The organism is Ferrovibrio sp., from assembly GCF_025869515.1.
In the GTDB taxonomy this organism is placed as follows: Bacteria; Pseudomonadota; Alphaproteobacteria; order Ferrovibrionales; family Ferrovibrionaceae; genus Ferrovibrio.
Window position 1 is genome coordinate 15,653 of record NZ_JAOZVR010000042.1, and the last position, 16,848, is coordinate 32,500.

General features: G+C 65.4%; 18 protein-coding genes. 4 read left to right on the forward strand and 14 right to left on the reverse strand.

Going from position 1 to position 16,848, the window contains the following annotated elements:
* Together gatA and gatC are read right to left on the reverse strand one after the other, a co-directional pair.
* On the reverse strand, positions 1–1,479 hold the full coding sequence (gatA, locus tag OJJ21_RS06055; RefSeq protein WP_297684169.1) for an Asp-tRNA(Asn)/Glu-tRNA(Gln) amidotransferase subunit GatA: 1,479 nt from the start codon (positions 1,477–1,479) through the stop codon (positions 1–3).
* Positions 1,479–1,766, reverse strand: coding sequence for an Asp-tRNA(Asn)/Glu-tRNA(Gln) amidotransferase subunit GatC (gatC, locus tag OJJ21_RS06060; protein ID WP_297684171.1), 288 nt, complete (start codon positions 1,764–1,766; stop codon positions 1,479–1,481). Before gatC ends, gatA begins: the two co-directional genes overlap by 1 nt.
* 108 nt (positions 1,767–1,874) lie before the next feature.
* On the opposite strand from gatC, the gene ruvX reads away from it, so the two are divergent.
* Complete coding sequence (gene ruvX, locus OJJ21_RS06065; protein ID WP_297684174.1) at positions 1,875–2,342, forward strand: Holliday junction resolvase RuvX; 468 nt, start codon at positions 1,875–1,877, stop codon at positions 2,340–2,342.
* 1 nt (position 2,343) lies between these two features.
* Here ruvX and OJJ21_RS06070 read toward each other — a convergent pair whose 3' ends face one another.
* The 6 genes from OJJ21_RS06070 to OJJ21_RS06095 all read right to left on the reverse strand — a co-directional run bounded on the left by OJJ21_RS06070 (position 2,344) and on the right by OJJ21_RS06095 (position 7,663).
* Positions 2,344–3,132: an ABC transporter ATP-binding protein gene (locus tag OJJ21_RS06070; protein WP_297684176.1), complete on the reverse strand. Its 789-nt coding sequence runs from the start codon at positions 3,130–3,132 to the stop codon at positions 2,344–2,346.
* Positions 3,129–4,190, reverse strand: coding sequence for a dihydrodipicolinate synthase family protein (locus tag OJJ21_RS06075; RefSeq protein WP_297684178.1), 1,062 nt, complete (start codon positions 4,188–4,190; stop codon positions 3,129–3,131). Before OJJ21_RS06075 ends, OJJ21_RS06070 begins: the two co-directional genes overlap by 4 nt.
* A gap of 15 nt (positions 4,191–4,205) precedes the next feature.
* Positions 4,206–5,021, reverse strand: coding sequence for a GNAT family N-acetyltransferase (locus tag OJJ21_RS06080; protein WP_297684180.1), 816 nt, complete (start codon positions 5,019–5,021; stop codon positions 4,206–4,208).
* Positions 5,008–6,072, reverse strand: a complete 1,065-nt coding sequence (locus tag OJJ21_RS06085; RefSeq protein ID WP_297684183.1) for an NAD-dependent epimerase/dehydratase family protein — start codon at positions 6,070–6,072, stop codon at positions 5,008–5,010. The genes OJJ21_RS06080 and OJJ21_RS06085 overlap by 14 nt, the downstream gene beginning before the upstream one ends.
* Positions 6,069–6,869 carry an ABC transporter permease gene (locus OJJ21_RS06090; protein ID WP_297684185.1) on the reverse strand — a complete coding sequence of 267 codons (801 nt, stop codon included), beginning with the start codon at positions 6,867–6,869 and terminating at the stop codon, positions 6,069–6,071. Before OJJ21_RS06090 ends, OJJ21_RS06085 begins: the two co-directional genes overlap by 4 nt.
* A gap of 104 nt (positions 6,870–6,973) precedes the next feature.
* Entirely contained in the window at positions 6,974–7,663 is a 690-nt protein-coding gene (locus OJJ21_RS06095; RefSeq protein ID WP_297684187.1) for a TetR/AcrR family transcriptional regulator, read from the reverse strand.
* A 127-nt stretch (positions 7,664–7,790) separates the two neighbouring features.
* Here OJJ21_RS06095 and OJJ21_RS06100 point away from each other — a divergent pair, with 127 nt between their 5' ends.
* A complete protein-coding gene (locus OJJ21_RS06100) occupies positions 7,791–8,789 on the forward strand; it encodes an ABC transporter substrate-binding protein (protein ID WP_297684189.1) in 999 nt (332 codons plus the stop codon).
* Between the two features lie 182 nt (positions 8,790–8,971).
* Positions 8,972–10,222 (forward strand): MFS transporter, encoded by a 1,251-nt coding sequence (locus OJJ21_RS06105; RefSeq protein WP_297684191.1) that lies wholly within the window; start codon positions 8,972–8,974, stop codon positions 10,220–10,222.
* A gap of 9 nt (positions 10,223–10,231) precedes the next feature.
* Here OJJ21_RS06105 and OJJ21_RS06110 read toward each other — a convergent pair whose 3' ends face one another.
* The 3 genes from OJJ21_RS06110 to OJJ21_RS06120 form a co-directional block, all read right to left on the reverse strand.
* Positions 10,232–10,708, reverse strand: coding sequence for an OmpA family protein (locus OJJ21_RS06110; protein ID WP_297684193.1), 477 nt, complete (start codon positions 10,706–10,708; stop codon positions 10,232–10,234).
* Between the two features lie 64 nt (positions 10,709–10,772).
* The gene (locus OJJ21_RS06115; RefSeq protein WP_297684195.1) at positions 10,773–10,904 is read right to left on the reverse strand and encodes a hypothetical protein; all 132 of its coding nucleotides are present in this window, start codon (positions 10,902–10,904) and stop codon (positions 10,773–10,775) included.
* Entirely contained in the window at positions 10,901–11,284 is a 384-nt protein-coding gene (locus OJJ21_RS06120) for a nuclear transport factor 2 family protein (RefSeq protein WP_297684196.1), read from the reverse strand. Before OJJ21_RS06120 ends, OJJ21_RS06115 begins: the two co-directional genes overlap by 4 nt.
* Before the next feature lie 133 nt (positions 11,285–11,417).
* Here OJJ21_RS06120 and OJJ21_RS06125 point away from each other — a divergent pair, with 133 nt between their 5' ends.
* Complete coding sequence (locus tag OJJ21_RS06125) at positions 11,418–12,836, forward strand: membrane dipeptidase (protein WP_297684198.1); 1,419 nt, start codon at positions 11,418–11,420, stop codon at positions 12,834–12,836.
* A gap of 8 nt (positions 12,837–12,844) precedes the next feature.
* Here the strand turns inward: OJJ21_RS06125 and OJJ21_RS06130 are convergent, their stop codons facing one another.
* The 3 genes from OJJ21_RS06130 to OJJ21_RS06140 form a co-directional block, all read right to left on the reverse strand.
* Positions 12,845–13,267: a cytidine deaminase gene (locus tag OJJ21_RS06130; protein ID WP_297684200.1), complete on the reverse strand. Its 423-nt coding sequence runs from the start codon at positions 13,265–13,267 to the stop codon at positions 12,845–12,847.
* A gap of 1 nt (position 13,268) precedes the next feature.
* The gene (locus OJJ21_RS06135; RefSeq protein WP_297684204.1) at positions 13,269–15,908 is read right to left on the reverse strand and encodes a valine--tRNA ligase; all 2,640 of its coding nucleotides are present in this window, start codon (positions 15,906–15,908) and stop codon (positions 13,269–13,271) included.
* 130 nt (positions 15,909–16,038) lie between these two features.
* Positions 16,039–16,686 (reverse strand): DUF2497 domain-containing protein, encoded by a 648-nt coding sequence (locus tag OJJ21_RS06140; RefSeq protein WP_297684206.1) that lies wholly within the window; start codon positions 16,684–16,686, stop codon positions 16,039–16,041.
* Positions 16,687–16,848 lie beyond the last annotated feature (162 nt).

Sequence of the window (16,848 nt, forward strand, 5' to 3'; positions counted from 1 at the left end):
TTACGACTCCCACCAATGGAAAGGCTTCGCCGTATAGTTGGCGACCTTTTCCAGACTGCGGCCAAGCCGCAGCAACTGTGCTTCCTCAAACGGCTTGCCGATCAGCTGAAGGCCAAGCGGCAGTCCCTCGCTGTTCAGACCCGCCGGCACCGACATACCGGGCAGGCCGGCCAGGCTGGTCGGCACGGTGAACACGTCGTTCAGATACATGGTCACCGGATCGTCGTTCTTCATGCCGATCGGGAAAGCCGCATTCGGCGCCGTCGGCGTCAGGATGGCGTCGACGCGCTGGAAGGCCTGTTCGAAGTCCTTCCTGATCAGCGTGCGCACCTTCTGCGCCTTGGTGTAATAGGCATCGTAATAGCCCGCCGACAGCACATAGGTGCCGATCATGATGCGACGCTGCACCTCGCGGCCGAAGCCTTCGCCGCGGGTATTCTCGTACATCTCGGTCAGGTCCTTGCCCGGCACGCGCAGGCCGAAACGCACGCCGTCATAGCGCGCGAGATTCGACGAGGCCTCGGCCGGGGCGACGATGTAATAGGTCGCCAGCGCGTAATGGGTATGCGGCAGGTTGATATCGACGATCTCGGCGCCGGCCTCCTTCAGCCACTGCTTGCCCTGCTCCCACAGCGTGGTGATCTCGGCATCCATGCCATCCATGCGGTATTCGCGCGGAATGCCGATGCGCATGCCCTTCACGCCGCCTTCGAGATTGGCGACATAATCGGGCACCGGCCGGTCGACCGAGGTGCTGTCCTTGGGGTCGAACCCGGCCATGGCCTGCAGCATCAGCGCGGAGTCGCGTACCGTGCGGGTCATCGGACCGGCCTGATCGAGCGACGAGGCAAAGGCGACGATGCCCCAGCGCGACACCCGGCCGTAGGTCGGCTTGATGCCGGTGATGCCGCAGAGCGAGGCCGGCTGGCGGATCGAGCCGCCGGTATCGGTGCCGGTGGCGCCGAGCGCGAAGCCGGCAGACACGGCAGCCGCCGAACCGCCCGACGAGCCGCCGGGCACCAGCTTGGTGCCGTCCTTGGCGCGCCAGGGATTGACCACCGGGCCGTAATAGCTGGTCTCGTTCGACGAGCCCATGGCGAATTCGTCGAGATTCAGCTTGCCCAGCATCACCGCGCCGGCCTTCCACAGGTTGGCGGTGGCGGTGCTTTCATAGGCCGGCTTGAAGCCGTCGAGGATATGGCTGGCCGCCGTGGTCAGCACGCCCTCGGTAGCGAACAGGTCCTTGATGGCGAGCGGAATGCCATCCAGCAGGCCGGCCTCGCCTTTCGACCGGCGGGCATCGGCGGCTTTCGCCATCTCCAGCGCCTTGTCCGGCGTCTCGGTGATCACGGCATTCAGCGGCCTGGCCGCCTGCATCGCCTTGATACAGGCCTCCGTCAATTCAACAGCCGTGAAGTCTTTCTTCGCCAGGCCATCAAGGGCGCTGGCAATGGTGAGGGAATCGGGATTGACGGTCATTACTCAACCACCTTCGGCACCGTGTAGAAATCGCCTTGGCGCTGCGGGGCGTTCTTCAGCACGGCTTCCGGGTTGCCGCCATCGGTGACCACATCCTCGCGCTGGCGCAGCTTCATCGGCTGCACCGAGGTCATCGGCGCCACATTGTCGGTGTTGACCGCCTGCAATTCCTCGACGAAGGACAAAATCCTGTTCAGCTCGGAGGCCATGGCCTCCAGCCGGTCCGGGTCCGTCTTCAGCCGGGCCAGCTTGGCGATTTTCGCCACCGCCGCTCTATCCAATGACATGCGCTGTCCGTTCCGTGGTGGTAAACTGGGGAGAATCCCTTGAAATAGCGGCGGAAAGTATCATTCGTGACCGGCTCCGGCAACCCTGCCTCACCCCCGGCTAAGTCCTTGTTCAAACCGGCAGAAGGCCCGGTCCGGCTGCCATCCGGCCAGCGCTATCTGGGACTCGATCTGGGCAGCAAGACCATCGGGCTGGCGCTGTCGGACACCGGCCACCGCATCGCCTCGCCCTACCAGACACTCGCCCGCAAGAAATTTAGTGCGGATGCCGCCGAATTACAGCGCATCGTGGCCAAGGAAGGCGTCGCCGCCCTGGTGCTCGGCCTGCCGGTCAACATGGACGGCACCGAGGGCCCGCGCTGCCAGGCGACCCGCGCCTTCGCCCGCAATATCTCGCAGCTGATGCCGCTGCCGATCGCGCTGTGGGACGAGCGGATGAGCACCATGGCGGTGCAGCGGATGATGACCGATGAGGCCGACCTGAGCCGGGCGCGCCGCGCCGAACTGGTCGACAAGCTGGCCGCCAGCTACATCCTGCAGAGCTATCTCGACTGGGTTGGCGGACAGCCGACCTGACTCACTCCATCCCGAGCAGACGGTAGATGCGTTTGGTATAGGCGCCGAACTGTTCGGTGGTCTTCATGTCGAGCCGGCGCGGGAACGGCAAATCAATCGTGAAGCAATCGGCCATGCGAGCCGGCCCGGCCGTCAGCACCGCGCAGCGCGAGCCGAGGAAGACGGCTTCCTGAATGCTGTGGGTGACGAAGATGATGGTCTTGCGGCTCTGCTGCCAGATGCGCAGCATTTCCAGGTTCATCTTCTCGCGCGTCAGCGCATCCAGCGCGCCGAAGGGTTCGTCCATCAGGATCAGCTTGGGGTCGTGCACCAGGGCGCGGGCGATGGCGGCGCGCTGCTGCATGCCGCCGGAAAGCTCGTAAGGATATTTGCTCTCGAAGCCGGCCAGCCCGACCATGGCCAGCAGGTCGCGCGCCCGCGCCTTCGCCGCCTTGCGCGGCAGGCCGAGGATATCGGCCGGCAGCAGCACGTTGTCGAGAATGGTGCGCCATTTCAGCAGCAGGGCCTGCTGGAACACCATGCCGACATCGCGGCCCGGCGTGAACACGCTGCCGCCGCCGATCTCGACCGTGCCGCCGGCGTCGGCCTGATGCAGGTCGGCGAGAATCTTCAGCACGGTGGTCTTGCCGCAACCCGAAGGCCCGACCAGCGAGACCAGGTCGCCCTCATTCACATCGAAGGTGACATCGGAGACGGCAATGAAGTCGCTGCCGCGCCCGCGATAGGTCTTGCGCACATTCTGCAGGTGGATCAGCGGCGCACCCTGCACTGTTGCGGTCTGCGGCGTCATGACAGCCAGCGCTCCAGATTGGCCTTGACGAAGGCGTCGTCGGAGAGATCGGCATGGTCGCGGCTGACGCGGTCGAGCAGTTCGGCCTGCCCCGGGCTCAGCCCCTCCTTCGGATCGAGACACCAGATGCCTTCGAGCAGGCCCTGGCGGCGCAGGATTTCATGGCAGCCGGCGATGCAGCCATGGAAATCGTTGGCGACATCGAAGAAGGCGGCGTTGCAGTCGGTGACGCGCGCATCGAGGCCGAGCAGGTCCGGCGTGACGCTGCCGGCGGCGACGGCGGCATGCGCCTTCTCCAGCAGTTTCACCGCCTGCTGCGTCCAGACCGACCAGTGGCCGAGCAGGCCGCCGACGAAACGCAGGTTCACCGTTTCGTCGCCGCGCTTCACCGTGAAGGGAATGGTGAGGTCGAGCACGATATGGTCGTCATTGCCGGTATAGAGCGAGATGCGCTTCTCGGCCCGTGCCGCCGCCACGCCGCGCATCACATCCAGCGTGCGATAGCGGTGGAACGGCGCCACCTTGATGGCGATCACGTTGTCGATGCCGGCAAAGCGGCGCCAGAAGTCTGCGTCCAGTACGACACCGCCGACGGCGGGCTGCAGGTAGAAACCGACCAGCGGGATTTCGGCGGCCACCGCCTCGCAATGGGCGATGATGGCATCGACGCCGGCGTCTTTCATGGCGGCTAGGCTGAGCAGGCCGGCATGATAGCCGAGCTTCACCGCCGTCTGTGCTTCCTGCACCGCCTGCGCGGTCTTGCCGGCCAGGCCGCCGATCATCACCAGCGGCCGGTCGGTCCAGGCTTTGGCATCCTCCATCGCCGCCGACAGCACCGGCTCGTAAAGGCCGACATCGCGGATGGCGAATTGCGTGGTGTGCACGCCCACGGCCAGGCCGCCGGCACCGGCATCGACATAGTAGCGACTGAGCGCGCGCTGGCGCCGGCGGTCGAGCTTGCGGCTGGCATCGAGCGCCAGCGGATGCGCCGGAATCACCGTGCCCTTGCGCAGGGCGGCCAGGACATTCACCGGCAGTTTGGAATAATGCAGCCCCATGATCTATGTCCCCTGCTATCCGAATTCAGGCCCGGCCAGCACGAAGCTCTGGTCGGGATTGCCATTGAGAACCGAAGTGTTGAGCGCCATGCGGCGGAAGCCGCGCTGGATGGTGAAGCCGCGCGCCTTGAGTTCGTCGCTCAGCGCGGTCCAGCGATCCGGCACATCGAGGAAAACCGGGCCGGTGGCGCGGTCGAGCGCCATACGAAGCAATGCCAGTGCATCCGCCTCGCTGTCGGCGCCGAGCGGTCCGATCTGGATGGCGAGCCGACCGCTGCGGGCAGCGACGAAGCCGTTGTTGCTGCGGATCGCGAGTTCCGGAACGCCGCTCAGGAAAGCCCGCAGCAGCGGTTCGCGGCTGGCGCCGAAGGCAATCGTGTCGCGCGCCAGGCAGGCATCAAGCTCGGCGAGCGACGCCGGCACCGTCAGCCCCGCACCGCGGCCCTGCCAGCGGGTGATATCCATGACCGGCCGGAAGCCGAGCGGTAGGTAAACCTGCTCCCCGGCCGGGGTGGCATCGAGGTAGGGCGTGCAACCCATGCGTTGCAATTCGGCAATACAGTGACGCAGCAGCAGGGTGCCGAGCCCGCGCTGGCGATGACTGGCGGTGACCAGCACCATGCTGATCCATGCAAAATCGCCGTATGGCAGGATGGCGGCCGTGGCGACGATGCGACCTTCATCGCGAATGGTGAAGACCTGGCCCTGTTCGAGAAAAACGCGCCAGTCATCCGCGCTCTGGTTCCAGCCGGCCTCGGCCGACAGCGCCAGCGCCCCCGGAAGATCGGCGCTATCAAGACGATCGATCTCGAACGTCTTAATAGGTGCCATCGCGCACCTCGAAATGCGTCGGCTTGCCGAGGCTGCGGCCGCTGCGCGACACCCAGTCGGCCACCCAGTCCATCATGCTGGCCAGCGGGATACGCGGATAGCCGAACAGGCGCGCCGCCTCGGCGGCATTGTTGAGCCAAGCGGTCGGCGCCTCCTGCCCCACGATCTGCGCCGTCTTGCCGAAGCGCGCAGCGAAGCTCTCGGCCAGCCAGCGCACGGCAATCGTCTCCGGGCCGGTGACGTTGAGCGGCGACGTCGGCACGGTGGCGGCCTTCAGGCAGCGCAGCGCCTGTGCATTGGCATCGCCCTGCCAGATCACGTTGACGTGGCCCATGGTGACATCGACCGGCGTACCCTGCATGACCAGACGGGCAATGTCATGCAGCACGCCGTAGCGCAGGTCGATGGCGTAGTTGAGGCGGAACAGCCGGCCGGGCGTATTATGCACCTGCGAGAAATGCTCGAACATGCGTTCGCGGCCGATGCAGGACATCGCATATTCGCCCGGCGGGTTGGGCTCCATCTGCTCGGTGGCGCCCTGGCTGTCTGTGGCGACGAAGGGATAGACGCAGCCCGTGGAGAAAGCGACGATCCGCGACGCCGCGAAGCTTTCCGCCACCAGTGCCGGGACATGCGCATTCATCGCCCAGGTCAGCGCCTGGTTGCCGCTGGCGCCGAATTTGCGCCCGGCCATGAAGATCACATTCTTCACGCGCGGCAGTTTTTCGACCGCCGCGCGATCCATCAGGTCGGCGGCGATGGTTTCGATGCCATGGCTTGCCAGGCCTTCCCGCAGGCCGGTCTCGCTGAATCGCGCCACGCCGATGATGCGTTTGTCCGGCGCTGCGCGTTTGGCCAGCCGCGCCATGGTCGGACCCATCTTGCCGCCGACGCCGAGGATCATGATATCGCCGTCCAGCGCTTCCAGATCGGCGGCGAGCGCGCGGCTTGGCCGGGTCATGAATTCTTCCAGCGCCGCCTCGTCGGTGAAACCGGCGGGCAATGCACTGTCGTCGAGCCAGAGGTCTTTCTTCACATCGAGCTTGGTCATGACGCGATCCTTGCATCCTTGCGGACAAGCAGATGCTCGAGCAGCAGCACCAGCAGGTACAGCGCGATGCCGAGCAAGGTGATAACGATGACAGCCATGAACATGGCCGGCGTATCCAGCGAGGCCTGCACCTGGATCATCAGGTAGCCGAGCCCCTTATCGGAGGAGATGAATTCGCCGACGATGGCGCCGGCGACCGCGAGGATCGCGGCCACCTTCATGCCGGCGAAGATATAGGGCAAAGAACCCGGCAGCTGGATATAGATGAAGGTCTGCCAGCGCGAGCCTTTCAGCCACTTCACCAGATCGAGCAGGTCGGGCTCCACCTCCTTCAGGCCGCGCACCGTGGTAAGCAGGATCGGGAAGAAGCAGAGCGACAGGGTGATCAGGATGTTGGTGCCGATACCGTAGGAGAACCACACGATGATCAGCGGGCCGAGTGCGACCTTAGGGATCATGTTCAGCGTGATGAACAGCGGAAAGACCGCGAGCGTCAGCAGCCGCGACCAGGTGAACATCAGCGCCAGCACCACGCCGGCTACCACGGACAGCAGATAGCCGCCGTAGATTTCCTGCGCCGTCACCCAGGTGTTGCTGAGCCAGGCATAGTTGGTCTTGGCCAGGGTGGCGAAAATGGCGCTCGGCGCCGGCAGGATGAAGGCCGGCAGTTTGGTGGCGCGGACGAGGATTTCCCACAGGATGATGGCGGCGACATGGATCGCGAGGATGGCCAGCCAGCGCAGCAGCGGCACGGCTTTCGGCTTGTCCTGCGGCGTTTCCGGTTCCGTGACGGCCATATCCTCTCCCCTGTCGCTGGCTGGAACCTAGCAGGCCGCCGGACTTTAATCAACCAACCAGTTGATTGATTGCTGTCACGGCCGCAGGCGCCCCCAGCGTCCCTTTACGGGCGCAAAGCACCCATGGCGAAGGCAATGATATGCCGGCGCCGCTCGGCCACCACCTTGGGCGTATCCAGCGCGCGGCCGAAAATCGCCGACAGCGTGCGGTTGTTGGAAAAGAAGAAATACGACAGGCCGGCGATCGAGATGTAGAGCTGCACCGGGTCGAGGTCGCGGCGGAACACGCCCTCTCCGGCGCCGCGCGCGATGGTCTCCTGCATCAGGCTGACCAGCGGCGAATGCATCTGCTCCAGCCGTTCGGAACCGCGGATATGGCGGGCGTCCTGGCGGTTCTCGTCATTCAGCAGGGCGAGAAATTCCGGGTGTTCGGCGAGATAGTCGAAGGAAAAGCCGATCAGGCGCTCCATGGCGGCCAGCGGCGGCAGGTCGCCCAGATGCAGCGCCTTTTCGCGCTCGCGGATCTCGGCATAGACCGTCTCCAGGGCGGCGGCGTAAATCTCATCCTTGCTGCCGAAATAATGGTAGACGAGCTGCTTGTTGACCCCGGCACGCTGGGCGATTTCGTCGATCCGGGCGCCGGCCAGCCCCTTGGCAGCGAACTCCGCCACCGCCGCCCGCAGCAGCGCAGCCTTGGTCGCTACCGGGTCGCGGCGGCGTTCCGTCCCCTCTTCCCGGGCCTGAACCCTGGCCTGAATCTTGGCCGGTACGCGGTCTGATGCGGGATTTGCCATACCCTTACCTTATCATCCAACTAGTTGATTAATTATTGAACCTTCCGGGCCGTCTGGCTAGAGTTTCCTTATGACCGGCGGGGGCCGGCGACTCAGACTTGGCGAATCACACACAGAGGGGATCATCATGACAGTCCGTGGACTTCTTGCCATCGCGGTTGCGGCCGCAATGCTGCCGGCCGGCGGCGCCTTCGCCCAGGCCAAGGACAAGGTCAACCTGCTGCTCAACTGGGTGCCGACCGCCGACCACTCCCCCTATTACTACGCCAAGGCGCAGGGCTGGTACGACCAGGCCGGCCTGGATGTGAATATCGAAAGCGGCAAGGGCTCGGGCGTCTCGGCCCAGCGCGTCGGCGCCGGCAACACCGAATTCGCCATTGCCGACATGGCCACCGCGCTGGTCGCCAGGAGCAAGGGCGCCGACCTGGTGGCGGTGATGACCGTCTATGCCAATTCGCCGCAGGGCTTCTACTGGCTCAAGAGTTCCGGGATCACTGGGGCTAAAGACTTCCCCGGCAAGAAGCTGGGCAACCCGCCGGGCGATGCCTCGCGCGTGATGTGGCCGGCTTTCGCCAAGCAGGTCGGCATCGCCACCGACAGCGTCACCTTCGTCAACATCACGCCGCAGGCCAAGGTCGCCTCACTGAAAAGCAAGGCGATCGACATCACCAGCGACTTCTACAACGAGCATGACCTGAAGGTACGCGAGTTCGGCCCCGATCTCGGCTTCCTGGCCTGGCGCAACATCGGCCTGAACCTCTATGGCAATTCGATCATCGTCAACGGCGCCTATATCGGCAAGAATCCGGACAAGGTGGCCAAGTTCGTCAGCGTCTCGCAGAAGGCCTTCGCCGCCTGCGTGGCCGATGTCAGTCCCTGCCTCAAGGCCCTGATGGGCAGCGTCAGCGGCCTCGACGAAGCCAACCAGCGGGACCAGTGGAACCGCATCAAGGAACTGATGACCGATCCGGCCACCACCGGCGTGGCGCTCGGCGCCTTCGATGCCAAGCGCATGCAGAGCGACTACGACATGGTGAAGACCTATTTCGGCATGGAGCAGGCCTTCGATGTCGGCACCGTCTATACCAACAAATATCTCGACACCGCCGTGAAGATGAAGAAATGAGGCGCGGCTCCCCGCACGGGAGTTGCCACCTGGCGCGGGGCCGCAAGCCCCGCGCTTTTTTTATGCTGCGATTACTCCGTGACAGGAGTTTTTGCTGGCCGACCGGCCATTCTCTGCTACCCTGACTCCGTACCGGCGACACAGCCGGAGGAAACGCGTCCGTTCCCGTCCCGCAGGCCCAGATGACCGATTTCGCCCTCCCCGCCGGCAGCCCCTCCTCGATTCCGAACCGCGACATCAAGGTGATGGCGCTGATCAGCGTCGCACATGGCTGCAGCCATTTCTTCCAGCTGGTGCTGCCGCCGCTGTTCCCTTTCCTGAAGCAAGATTTCAGCGTCAGCTACACCGAGCTCGGCCTGGTGATGACGCTGTTCTACGTCACCTCCGGCGTGCTGCAGACGCCGGCCGGTTTCCTGGTCGACCGTGTCGGCGCGCGTAACGTGCTGATCGGCGGCCTCGCCATCTTCTGCACCGCGATCCTGCTCTATGGCCTGGCGCCGAGCTACTGGCTGCTGCTGCCGGTCGCCGTGCTCGCCGGCATCGGCAACAGCGTGTTCCACCCGGCGGACTTCTCAATTCTCAATGCCTCGGTCGACCAGAGGCGGCTCGGTCGCGCCTATGGCAGCCATACGCTGGGCGGCAATCTGGGCTGGGGCCTGGCACCGGTGCTGATGGCCGGCGGCGCGGCACTCTTCGGCTGGCGCGCCGCGCCGATCATCGCGGCCCTGGTGGGCTATGCCGTGCTCGCTGCCCTGCTGATGAACCGCGACCTGCTGAAGGAAGATGCCGGCGCCGCGCGCCGTGCCGCCGCCAAGGCCGGCGAGAAGGCGGAAGCGCTCGGCCCCCTGCTCACGCTGCCGGTGCTGATGTGCTTCGGCTATTTCCTGCTGCTGTCCTTTGCGCTGATCGGCACGCAGAATTTCCTGCCGGCGACACTGGCTGCGCTCTACGGCACGCCGCTGACGCTGGCGACCACGGCGCTGACCGGCTTCCTGCTCGGTGCGTCCGCTGGCGTGATGGTCGGCGGCTGGGTGGCCGACAGGGGCGTGAAACTGGAAGCCATCGTGATCACCGGTCTGCTGGGAGCTGCCGCCCTGATCCTGGTGGTGGCGAATCTCGATCTGCCGGCTGCGGCGCTGGTGGCGGCAATTGCCGGTGCCGGTTTCCTGCAGGGCTTCACGACACCGTCGCGCGACCTGATCGTGCGCGGCGCCGCCCCCAAGGGCGCCTCGGGCCGCGTCTTCGGCTTCGTCTATTCCGGTCTCGATGCCGGCTCGGCCATGGCACCACTGGTGCTCGGCCTGCTGCTCGACCATGGCCGCGCGGATTATGTGCTGTGGTTCGTCGCCGCCATGCTGGCGCTCACCACGCTGACCGCCGTGGCGATCCGGCAGAGTTCGACGCGGAAGACAACCGCCGCACCTGCTGAATAGCCTGACGACCTAATCCGACCAGGGCAGCAGGCTGGCCATCACATAGCTGGCCGGCCGTCGCAGGCCGGATGCAAGCGGTGGATTGTAGGTCGCCGGCGGCAATATGGCATCAAGGCGCGCCCCCTGCAGCGTGAGCCCGGTCAGCAGCAGGTAATCCCGCGCCGCCTCGGCCCGGCGCAAGGCCAGCCGCCGGCCAGCCGCCTCGTCGGTATATTCCTGCGGATCGGCGAAGCCATAGAGGATCACCCGCGCCCGGGGCTGGGCGCGCATAAGAGCGGCCAGCTTGTCCAGCGAACGGATTGCCGCAGCGGGCAAGGCCGCCTCGCCGGCCCCGAAAGGAATGATCGCCTGCTCCTGCGGCTGCGATGGCAGATGGCGGCGCAGCACCGGCGGGATGATACCGCCATCCCGTCCGACCTGCGCATGGACTGAGGCTGCGGCCAGCAAGCTGGCTACCAGGACAGACCCCACCCACCATCGCGACATCGTCCATCACCCAGCGTCATCTGCGCGGAATGCTAGCGTCCGGATTATGGCGGAAGTCGGGCGCCTAGTCCTGCGCCGTGCAGTTCGGCGCCGACTTGCACCAGCTGCGGGCGCCGGCGGCCAGCGTGGTTGCCGGATCTGCGCAGGCCGATACGGCGAGCAGCAGGGCAAAGATCGCGAACGCACGCATGATCATGCCGGCAACGGCTCGGCGGTATAGGTCTTGTTGATCACCTGCCAGCGGCCGTCCAGTTTGATCAGACTCAGGTAGTCGGTGAAGAAGCGTGGCGTGATGGCGCAGTTGACCTTCACCATCGCCGTGTTCGGCCCGGTGATATCGACCGACAGAATGCGGTCGTATTCACGACTCTGGCCGTTGGCCTTGGGCGACGGCCGGCTCTCGATCATCCTGCACCAGTCTTCGCGCGGCACATTGACCAGCTTGTTGTCGATAGCGGCAAAAAGGCTGGAGGCCGGGTGGAAGGCCAGGCGGATCTTCGCCGTATCGCCCTCGTAGAGGCCGTCGAGATAGGTCTGCACGACGGCGAGGATGTCACTGACCTGCGGATTGTTCATGCGGGCTCCTTTTCCGTCAGCAGACCAGCGCCGGCCGCGACCGTCAAGCCATGCCCAGGCCATACATTGTCCCGGCACATTTCCGCTTCACAGGTCTCACAAGGCGGGTAATGCTGTGGTGAATGAGGGGCGCATGAAACTCAGCTGGACCGCACTGGCCGATGACCGCACCGCCGACGGGCTGGCCGGCGCCTGGATCGAAATCGAGGGCTGGATGGCCGGCATGGCCAGCGCCGCCCCGCAAACCCACTTCGCCCTGGTGGCCGAGCCGGCCTGCTGCAACGACTGCCTGCCGCGCAGCGCGAAAGCCCGCATTGAAGTGTTCACCGACGAGCCGGTGCTGCCGACCGGCCATGCGCTGCGGCTGGCAGGCCGCTGGTGCGTGCTGCAGGACGATGCCGCCGGCTGGCGCTATCAGCTGCGGGAGGCACGGCTGCTGCCATCTCCGGTGCACAACGGTTTTACGCGCCGCGCAGCCCTTGCCGCCGGCATGGCCGGCGGCGTGCTGGCCGGACTCTCGGCCTGGCTACCCGATGCGACGGCCGCCCCTGACGAGGCCGCGCTGGCGGTCGCGACCCAGGCGCTGGGTGACGCCGTCACGGTCGATCTGCACAGCCATGCCGGTTCGATCGGCGGACTCAAACGGATTCAGGAACAGGCGCCATTCACGCCGGTGGCCGATCCGATGCGCGCTGGCCGCATGGCGGTGATCTGCCTGGCCATGGTGGCGGATACGCCGGCAATCAGGACCACCGAGGACAAACGCATCCGGCCGTTCCGCGATCCGGCGCCGGGTGAGCTTTATGCCTATGCGCAACAGGCCTTCGGCCGCCTGCATGGCATGGTCAAAGCACAGAAGCTCGGCGTCATCACCGATGCCGCCAGCATGAAGGCGGCCCATGCCGACCGGCCGTCGGTGATCGTGGCGGCCGAAGGCGGCGATTTCCTGGAAGGCAATCCGGACCGCCTCGATGAAGCCTGTGAAAAATGGAAACTGCGACACCTGCAGCTGACGCATTACCGCGTCAACGAACTGGGTGACATCCAGACCGAGGACCCAGTGCATGGCGGCCTGACCGCGGCCGGCGCCACGATGATCCGCCGCTGCAACGAACGCGGTGTGATCGTCGATATCGCCCATGGCACCTACGACCTGGTCAAACGCGCGGTCGATGTCACCACCAAACCGCTGGTTCTGTCGCATACCTCGCTGACCATGACCGCCCGCCCCTATACGCGCCTGATCCTGCCCAATCACGCAAAGCTGGTGGCCAAAACCGGCGGCGTGATCGGCGTCTGGCCGCCAACGACGATCTTCACGACCATGGACGAATACGCCGCCGGCATCGCCCGGCTGGTCGATCTCACCAGCATCGACAATGTCGGTCTGGGCAGCGACATGCAGGGCCTGCTCAGCCCCTCGATCTTCCCGAGTTACCGGCAACTGCCGGCGCTGGCCGCCGCGCTGATGGCGCGCGGCTTCCGGCGCGAGGACATGCTAAAGCTGCTGGGTGGGAATTACCTGCGCGTGGCGCTCGCCACACTCAGCTGAAACGCCGCCTATGGCTTGCGGTGATATTTGAGCGGCAGCAGTTCGGAAGGATTATAGGATTTCAGCGCGCCGCCTTCGTCAGCCAGCAGGACGCGTGAATCAGGCGCGAAATCGCGCAGCATCTCGCGGCAGATGCCGCAGGGCGCCACCACCTGGATATTCTGGTTCTGCTCGGTCGGACGCGGATGCCGCACGGAAACAATGGCGGTGATCGGATCGGCAGCGCCGATCTGCGCCATCGCCTGCCCGACGGCGACCGCCTCGGCACAGACCGAGGCGCGGCCGACATAGGTATCGAGATGCAGGCCGGTGACGATCCGACCTGACTGCGTACGCAACGCGGCGGCGATATGGTGGCGGCCGACGGCATAGCGCTGCCGGATCAGCGCGGTGGCGGCATCGAGCAGTTCCTGGTCGTCCGGCGACAGCATCTCAGCCCAGCTGCTGCAGGGCGTCGGCCAGCTTCTCGGCCAGCGACGACTGGGTGGCGCGGCGCTCATGCTGCTCGTCGACCACGGCCTGCGGCGCGCGCGACATGAAGGTGGCATCGGCCAGCTTGGCGTCGATCTTGGCGATCTCGGCCACGGCCTTGTCGCGTTCCTTGCCCAGGCGCTGCTTTTCCTTCGCGATGTCGATCACATCGGCCAGCGGCAGCACGAAGGTCGCCTCGTCGATGACGATGCGGGCCGAACCCTGCGGCGCGGGCTGGTTCTCGGTTATCGTCTCGATACGGGCGAGCCGCTTGACCGGATCGGCATGGCGGGCCAGCCGGGCGGCCGTCTCGGCATTGCCGCCATTGGCAATCATGGCGATCTTGGCACCGGCCGGCACGTTCAGCGCCGAGCGCGCCGCGCGCACGCCATCGATCAGGCGGATCAGCCAGTCGATCTCGGCCGCCGCCGCCTCGTCCTCGGCCCGGGCGCCGTCTTTCGGCCAGTCGCGCAGCATCAGGAAGCCGCCAGGCTTGCCATACAGCTTGTCCCACAGCTCTTCGGTCACAAACGGCATGAAGGGATGCAGCAGGTGGATCAGCTGGCGCAGCACATAGGCGCAGGTCGCCTGCGTCTCGGCCTTCAGCGCCGCATCCTCACCGGTCAGCGCCGGCTTGATCAGTTCCAGATACCAGTCGCAGAAGCTGCCCCAGGTGAAGTGATACAGCGCACCGGCGGCCTCGTTGAACTTGTAGGCAGCCAGCGCGGCTTCCACATCGCGCGCCGCCTTGCCCAGCTCGCCGATGGCCCATTTGTTGACCGTGCCTTGCACCCCGGCCGGATCGAAATCGGCCGGTAACGTGCAGCCGTTCATTTCGGCGAAACGCGCGGCATTCCACAGCTTGGTGGCAAAGTTGCGATAACCCTCGACGCGCTGTTCCGACATCTTCACGTCGCGGCCCTGCGCGGCGAAGATGGTGAGCGCGAAGCGCAGCGCATCGGCGCCGTATTTGCCGATGACGTCGAGCGGGTCCATCACGTTGCCCTTGGTCTTCGACATCTTCTGGCCCTTCTCGTCGCGGACCAGGGCGTGGATGTAGACCGTGTGGAACGGCGCCTTCTTGGTGAAGTGCAGCCCCATCATGATCATGCGGGCGACCCAGAAGAAGATGATGTCGAAGCCGGTGACCAGCACATCGGTCGGATAATGCGACTGCAGCACCGGCGTCTGCTCGGGCCAGCCCAGCGTGGAGAACGGCCACAGCGCCGAGGAGAACCAGGTGTCGAGCACGTCCTCGTCGCGGCGCAGCGCCACCGCCTTGCCATAATGCTTCGTCGCTTCCGCCTGCGCCTCGGCCTCGTCATAGGCGACGAACACCTTGTCGTCCGGACCGTACCAGGCCGGAATCTGGTGGCCCCACCAGAGCTGGCGCGAGATGCACCAGGGCTGGATGTTGCGCATCCATTCGAAATAAGTCTTTTCCCAGGTCTTGGGCACGAACTGGATATCGCCCTGCTCCACCGCCGCGATGGCGGGACGGGCGAGCACCTCGGCATTCACATACCACTGCTCGGTCAGCCAGGGCTCGATCACCACCTGCGAGCGGTCGCCATGCGGCACCATATGGGTGTTGGGCTCGATCTTCTCGACCAGGCCCAGTGCTTCCAGATCGGCAACGATCTGCTTGCGCGCCGCAAAGCGCTCCATGCCGCGATACGTCTCGGGCACGGCATCGTTCAGCTTGGCATGCCTGTCGAAGATGTTGATCATTTCGAGGTTATGGCGCTTGCCGACCTCGAAATCGTTGAAGTCATGTGCCGGCGTCATCTTCACCGCGCCCGAGCCCTTCTCGGGATCGGAGTATTCGTCGGCCACGATGGGAATGCGGCGGCCGACCAGCGGCAGGATGGCGAACTTGCCGACCAGATCCTTGTAGCGCTCGTCCTCGGGATGCACCGCAATGCCGGTATCGCCCAGCATGGTCTCGGGTCGCGTGGTCGCCACGGTAATGTATGTCTCCGGCATATCCTCGACCGGATAGCGGAAATACCAGAGATGGGATTTCACCTCATGCTGCTCGACCTCCAGATCGGAAATCGCAGTCAGCAGCTTGGGGTCCCAGTTCACCAGGCGCTGGTCCTTGTAGATCAGGCCTTCGCGATACAGTTCGACGAAAACTTTCCGCACGGCCGCGGAAAGCCCCTCGTCCATGGTGAAGCGCTCGCGGCTCCAGTCGCAGCTCTCGCCCAGACGGCGCTGCTGCCCGGTGATCATGCCGCCGGATTCCGCCTTCCAGTCCCAGATGCGCTCGACGAATGCCTCGCGGCCCATCTGGTGGCGGTTGATCTGCTTCTCGGCCAGCTGGCGCTCCACCACCATCTGGGTGGCGATGCCGGCATGGTCGGTGCCCGGCTGCCACAGCGCGTCGCGACCCAGCATGCGCTGGTAGCGGATCAGGATGTCCTGCAGGGTGTGATTGAGCGCATGGCCCATATGCAGGCTGCCGGTCACGTTCGGCGGCGGCAGCGCGATGGTGTAGGGCTTGCCGGACTTGACCCCGGCTTTGAACGCGCCGCTCTCCTCCCAAGCCTTGTACAGGCGGGCTTCGACGTCCTGGGGTGAAAAACTCTTGTCCAGCATAGGGGGCTACTCGGGTCTTCGGGCTTGGGAAAGGGCGCAAATAAAAGACGATCCGGCCGCGCCCGTCCAGCCCCGGGAGCCACTGGGGGCGGTTTGGCCGGCAGCCTTCCGCGGCGCGGAAAGCGCGGTTTTAGAGGTGGTCCTGCTCTTCTTCCGCCTGGATGGTCAGGCGGGCGACCTCGCGCTCGACGATGCGCTGGACGATGGTGGCCAGATGGGCGTCCAGCCATTCCTTCAGCATCGGACGCAGCAGTTCCTTGACCAGTTCTTCCAGGGTGCGCTGGCTGTTGCCCATCGCCATGGCGCGCGAACCGGCAACGGCGCCGGACAGCTGGCCCAGATGGGCGGCGGCACGGGCGGCGGTCGGCGGCGACACCAGACCTTCCATCTCGTCGCGCACCACATCGGTGAGTTCGAGGATATCGTCGCGCGGCGGTGGCGGCGGCGGCGCAGCGGCACGACGCTGCGGACGCGGTGGCGGCGGCGGCATCGGCGGCGGTTCGTCGAAGTCGGGTTCGGGCTCCGGCTCGGCCATCATCGGCTCGGGCTCGGGTTCCATCATCATCGGGTCGGGTTCCGGCTCCGGCTCGGGCTCCGGTTCCGGCATGGCCATCATCGGCTCGGGTTCGGGCTCCGGCTCAGGGGCCGGCGGCGGCGCGGACTCGGCTGCAGGCGCGGCAGCCGGCTGATCGGCACCGTCTTCGGAAATGATCCGGCGAATGGAGGCAAGGATTTCCTCCATGGTCGGTTCATTCTGGCCTGCCTTGGGGTCGCTCATCCCTTGCCCGATACACTCATTCTGTTACGCGGAGCCTTCATTCCGACCGTGGTCAGCATGACAGGCCATGGCATGCAGGCCATCGCCAACCCGGCCGGGGCAGAGTAGCCGGGGCCGAATCAATCAGGTCAATGGTATGCGCGGGAAAGATAACCGAACTGT

Coding starts and splice junctions, on each gene's coding strand:
- OJJ21_RS06075 (WP_297684178.1), bottom strand. CDS start 4,190: ATGGGGCTGCATTATTCCAAACTGCCGGTGAATGTCCTGGCCGCCCTG.
- OJJ21_RS06130 (WP_297684200.1), bottom strand. CDS start 13,267: ATGCTGTCGCCGGACGACCAGGAACTGCTCGATGCCGCCACCGCGCTG.
- OJJ21_RS06125 (WP_297684198.1), top strand. CDS start 11,418: ATGAAACTCAGCTGGACCGCACTGGCCGATGACCGCACCGCCGACGGG.
- OJJ21_RS06080 (WP_297684180.1), bottom strand. CDS start 5,021: ATGGCACCTATTAAGACGTTCGAGATCGATCGTCTTGATAGCGCCGAT.
- OJJ21_RS06085 (WP_297684183.1), bottom strand. CDS start 6,072: ATGACCAAGCTCGATGTGAAGAAAGACCTCTGGCTCGACGACAGTGCA.
- OJJ21_RS06090 (WP_297684185.1), bottom strand. CDS start 6,869: ATGGCCGTCACGGAACCGGAAACGCCGCAGGACAAGCCGAAAGCCGTG.
- OJJ21_RS06135 (WP_297684204.1), bottom strand. CDS start 15,908: ATGCTGGACAAGAGTTTTTCACCCCAGGACGTCGAAGCCCGCCTGTAC.
- OJJ21_RS06070 (WP_297684176.1), bottom strand. CDS start 3,132: ATGACGCCGCAGACCGCAACAGTGCAGGGTGCGCCGCTGATCCACCTG.
- gatA (WP_297684169.1), bottom strand. CDS start 1,479: ATGACCGTCAATCCCGATTCCCTCACCATTGCCAGCGCCCTTGATGGC.
- OJJ21_RS06095 (WP_297684187.1), bottom strand. CDS start 7,663: ATGGCAAATCCCGCATCAGACCGCGTACCGGCCAAGATTCAGGCCAGG.
- gatC (WP_297684171.1), bottom strand. CDS start 1,766: ATGTCATTGGATAGAGCGGCGGTGGCGAAAATCGCCAAGCTGGCCCGG.
- OJJ21_RS06105 (WP_297684191.1), top strand. CDS start 8,972: ATGACCGATTTCGCCCTCCCCGCCGGCAGCCCCTCCTCGATTCCGAAC.
- OJJ21_RS06115 (WP_297684195.1), bottom strand. CDS start 10,904: ATGATCATGCGTGCGTTCGCGATCTTTGCCCTGCTGCTCGCCGTATCG.
- OJJ21_RS06100 (WP_297684189.1), top strand. CDS start 7,791: ATGACAGTCCGTGGACTTCTTGCCATCGCGGTTGCGGCCGCAATGCTG.
- OJJ21_RS06120 (WP_297684196.1), bottom strand. CDS start 11,284: ATGAACAATCCGCAGGTCAGTGACATCCTCGCCGTCGTGCAGACCTAT.
- OJJ21_RS06110 (WP_297684193.1), bottom strand. CDS start 10,708: ATGTCGCGATGGTGGGTGGGGTCTGTCCTGGTAGCCAGCTTGCTGGCC.
- OJJ21_RS06140 (WP_297684206.1), bottom strand. CDS start 16,686: ATGAGCGACCCCAAGGCAGGCCAGAATGAACCGACCATGGAGGAAATC.